This window comes from Mycobacterium gordonae (assembly GCF_001417955.2).
Lineage (GTDB): Bacteria > Actinomycetota > Actinomycetes > Mycobacteriales > Mycobacteriaceae > Mycobacterium > Mycobacterium gordonae_B.
In genome coordinates, this window is sequence record NZ_LKTM01000093.1 from 1 (window position 1) to 4,796 (window position 4,796).

The following is a 4,796-nucleotide window of genomic DNA, read 5'->3' on the forward strand; positions in this document are numbered from 1 at the left end:
CTCAGCGCCGGCAAGTTGAACTGACCCAGCGCAGTACCCGCCGGAATGTTGAACGACGGCACCGTCACCGACGGAATACTCAAAGTCGGCAGATCAAACGCGTTGAGCGCAGTCCCCGCTGGAATCGTGAAAGACGGCACGTTGAGCGACGGGATACTCAACGTCGGCAAATCAAACGCGCTCAACGCGGTTCCCGCTGGAATCGTGAAAGACGGCACGTTGAGCGACGGGATACTCAACGTCGGCAAATCAAACGCGCTCAACGCGGTTCCCGCCGGAATCGTGAAAGACGGCACATTCACCGACGGAATACTCAACGTCGGCAAGTTGAACGCACTCAACGCCGTCCCCGCCGGAATCGTAAACGACGGCACATTCACCGACGGAATACTCAACGTCGGCAGATCAAACGCGCCCAACGCCGTCCCCGCCGGAATCGAGAACGAGGGGATCGTCACGCCGGGCAAACTGGCCGTCGGCAGATCGAAGGCCGGAATCGAGAATCCGGGGATCTCGAGGGGCGGCAGTGTCAAATCGGGCGTGGTGATTGCAATGTGGAGAGCGCCCTGGCCGACCCCGCGGTAAAACACGCCGTTATTCATCTGGCCGGTGTTGAACAGGCCGTTGTTCATGTCGCCGTAGTTCAGGATGCCGGTGTTGATGCTGCCTGGGTTGAGGAATCCGGTGTTGGCGAAACCGGTGTTGAACGAACCGGTATTGGAGGCGCCGGGATTGAAGCTGCCCATGTTGAAGCTACCGATATTCACATTGCCGGTATTTGCGTCACCGACGTTGAAGATTCCGCTGTTGAACGAACCGGCATTGAGGAAGCCGGAGTTGGCCGAGCCTGGGCTCCACAGACCGGTGTTGAAGTTGCCAGCGTTACCAATGCCGAAGTTGCCGTTGCCCGAGTTGAAGAAGCCGATGTTGCCGTTGCCGGAGTTGAACAGGCCGAGGTTTCCGGTGCCCGAGTTCAATCCGCCGATGCCGATCTGGCCGGCACCCGTCAGTCCAATGCCGATATTGCCGGTACCGCTGTTGCCGAAGCCGAAGTTGCCGGTACCTAGGTTGCCGAAGCCGAAGTTGCTGTTGCCCAGGTTGCCCAGGCCGAAGTTGCCGTTACCGAGGTTCGCGAAGCCGAGGTTGGAGACGCCGGCGTTGCCCCAACCGAAGTTGAGATTTCCGAGGTTGCCGCCACCCACGTTGTTCTGGCCGGAGTTCCCGTTACCGACGTTCGAGGCGCCGAGGTTGGCAAGGCCGAGGTTGGCGTTGAGGAAGTTGTCCAGCGTGACCCCCGGCGTTGCAGCCGCGGCGGGAATGCCGCTGGCCAGCGCCTGCAAGGGCTGAGCAAACGGCGCCAGCGCGGAGGCCACCGCCGAGGCACCGGCGTGGTAGGCCGACATCGCCGACACGTCCAGCGCCCACATCTCCTCATAGAGCGCCTCGGCGCCCGCGATCGCGGGAGCGTTCTGGCCGAAGATATTCGACATCACCAGCGACACAAACTGATTGCGGTTGGCGACGATCAACTCGGGATGCACCATCGCCGATCGAACCGCGTCGAACTCCGCGGCCATCACGCTGGCCTGCGCCGCCGACCGTCCAGCCTGCGACGCCGCAGCAGTCAGCCAGCCCGCGTAGGGTGCAGCCGCTGCGGCCATCGCGGAGGCTGCCGGACCTTGCCATGACGAGCTGACCAGACTCGAGGTCACTGCTTTGAAAGAATCTGCAGCCGACGCCAATTCGTCGGCCAAGCCCTCCCAGGCGGAGGCGGCGGCCAGCATCGGCTCCGTCCCCGCGCCGGCAAATATCAACGCGGAGTTGATCTCTGGTGGCAGCACAAAAAAACTCATGGTCCGACCTCTCAGGTGGCATCGCTTTGGTTGGCAACTCGCCAACGAGGAGCGATACAACCGACAAGGGCCCGAACCCGCGGTTGCTGTCAAACTCGTCTCGTAGCGGTCAAGCTAGCGGACGACGGATGGGCCAAGACATCGGATTTATCTAGCCGTGATGAAACCGTTATCTTTTCGTTATTCTAACACCCAGCTGTTGCCAATTTGCTTTACACGGACGCCCTGCCGTACCCATCAGAAGTCGAATGTCAAGTCGTGGACTCGAGACTCTCAGCAGCCAAACGGATTTCGAGAGAAGCATGTCCTTGACGGGCAGCGCGAAAAAACGGCACGCGCCATTCAAAGAATGGCTCGTGCGCACGGTCAGACCGTCGCTTATGCGACGGAAATTCCGTCCAGTAACACAAAAAGAGCGACGCACCGGATTTTCGCGCCGGCGCTGGAACCCCCCGCCCCGGTTCCGCAGCCTACAGCGATCGCGGGGCACAGGAGGCGAAAACCCGGCAATGAAGCGACAGACGGGTCGGGACATGAGCCCGACTCCTGGTGGGCCTAGGTGATGCCCCGGAAGAACAGGCCCGACAGGTTGTTACCCGCGTTAGCGATGCCCGAGACGAAGCTGCTCAGCGCCAGGTCCAAGACGCCGGTGTTGGCGTAGCCGGAGACACCGCTGCCGAAGTTGTTGAAACCCGATATCAAGCCGCCGTAGTTCTGCGAGCCGGATCCACCCAGCAACCCTGGACCGTTGGAGTTGTACCACCCTGACAGTCCCGCTCCATTGTTGGCGTACCCGGAGTTACCGCCGGCACCCGTGTTGAAAAAGCCCGATGAGAACCCGGTGCTTGTATTGAAATACCCAGGGCCCCTGGGTATGTCGAATTCGGTCACCGTGGTTGCCGGCAAGTGGATGCTTGGGACGGTCAGTGCGGGCGTGGTGAAGCCACCCAGACTGAGCGCTGGCAGAGCAAATGGTGGCGTAACGAGTTCCGGCGTCGAGATCTGCGGCAGGGTGAACTGACCGACTCCCAGCGACGGGATCGTGAAGGTGGGCGTGTTCAGCTCAGGCACCGAAACCTGCGGCAGGGTGAACTGGCCGAGTCCCAGCGACGGAATTGTGAAGGTGGGCGTGTTCAACTCAGGCACCGAAACCTGCGGCAGCGTGAACTGACCGACACCGATCGGCGGCACTGTGAGCGCGGGAAGGTTGATCGCCGGAGTCGACACCTGCGGCAGGGTGAACTGACCCACCCCCAACGCCGGCACCGTCACCGCCGGAAGGCTGATCGCCGGAGTCGACACCTGCGGCAACGTGAACTGACCCACCCCCAACGCCGGCACCGTCACCGCCGGAAGGCTGATCGCCGGAGTCGACACCTGCGGCAACGTGAACTGACCCACCCCCAACGCCGGCACCGTCACCGCCGGAAGGCTGATCGCCGGAGTCGACACCTGCGGCAACGTGAACTGACCCACCCCCAACGCCGGCACCGTCACCGCCGGAAGGCTGATCGCCGGAGTCGACACCTGCGGCAACGTGAACTGACCCACCCCCAACGCCGGCACCGTCACCGCCGGAAGGCTGATCGCCGGAGTCGACACCTGCGGCAACGTGAACTGACCCACCCCCAACGCCGGCACCGTCACCGCCGGAAGGCTGATCGCCGGAGTCGACACCTGCGGCAACGTGAACTGACCCACCCCCAACGCCGGCACCGTCACCGCCGGAAGGCTGATCGCCGGAGTCGACACCTGCGGCAACGTGAACTGACCCACCCCCAACGCCGGCACCGTCACCGCCGGAAGGCTGATCGCCGGAGTCGACACCTGCGGCAACGTGAACTGATCCACACCGATCGAAGGCACCTTGACGCCCGGGAGATCGACGGCGGGAGTCGTGATCTGCGGCACCGTGAACTGCCCCACCCCAATGGACGGAACGGTGACCGCCGGGAGGTCGATCGCCGGCGTCGTGATCTGCGGCAACGTGAACTGCCCCACCCCAATGGACGGAACGGTGACCGCCGGGAGGTCGATCGCCGGCGTCGTGACCTGTGGCAACGTGAACTTGCCTAACTCGACCGGGGGCACCGAGACGCCCGGGAGATCGAATGCCGGCGTCGACACCTGCGGCAGCGTGAATTGCTGGATGTCTATTGCCGGAATGGTGAATCCGGGGAGGCTGAACCCGGAGACCGTCAGTCGTGGAAGGTCAAAGCCCAAGCCCGAGAGCCGCAAACGTCCGAGGTTGATGGTCCCGACAGAAAGAGAGGCCGGTGCGTCTCTGAGCACGAGGCCGTCCATGTACGCGCCGATCTGTGGGAAGACCCCCGGCAGGCCGGACTGGAGAGCGGCGAACGTGTTGGGCAGCACCAGCCGTATTCCTGAAATGCCGAGACTGTCGATGGTGAGGCCACCGAATTCCAGATAGCCGGTGTGCGTGGTCGTCGATACCGCAGGAGTCTGGAAATTGTCGACGGGTATAGCCGGGACCGTGATTTGCGGACTCTTGAAACCTCCCAAGGTGATGTTCTGCGGAGACGTCCACTCGTTGATATGCAGCGGCGGCACGGTGATCGCGGGGAGGGTGAAACCACCCACCTCGATGCTGGCCGGCGACTGCCACGCATTGATGTGCAAGGAAGGCAAGGCGAGTTCGGGCAAGCCGAAACCACCCACCACGATATTGGCCGGCGACTGCCACGCATTGATGTGCAGCGAGGGCACCGTGAGTTCGGGCAAGCCGAAACCACCCACCACGATATTGGCCGGCGACTGCCACGCATCAATGTGCAGCGAGGGCACCGTGAGTTCCGGTAGACCGAATCCGCCGATTGTGACGCCCGCCGGTGAGGTCCAGGGCGCGATCTGCACCGACGGAACCGTCAACTCAGGCAAACCAAAACCACCCACCGTCACCCCCGCCGGCGACGTCCACGGCGC

At 62.9% G+C, this 4,796-nt stretch carries 1 protein-coding gene and 1 pseudogene; both read right to left on the reverse strand.

Annotated elements, in window-relative coordinates; translation table 11 throughout:
* A partial coding sequence (locus AO501_RS10160) for a PPE family protein (RefSeq protein WP_156452451.1) occupies positions 1–1,853 on the reverse strand: 1,853 nt, incomplete at its 3' end.
* Between the two features lie 555 nt (positions 1,854–2,408).
* A pseudogene (locus tag AO501_RS10165) lies at positions 2,409–4,796 on the reverse strand (PPE family protein); the annotation flags it as partial.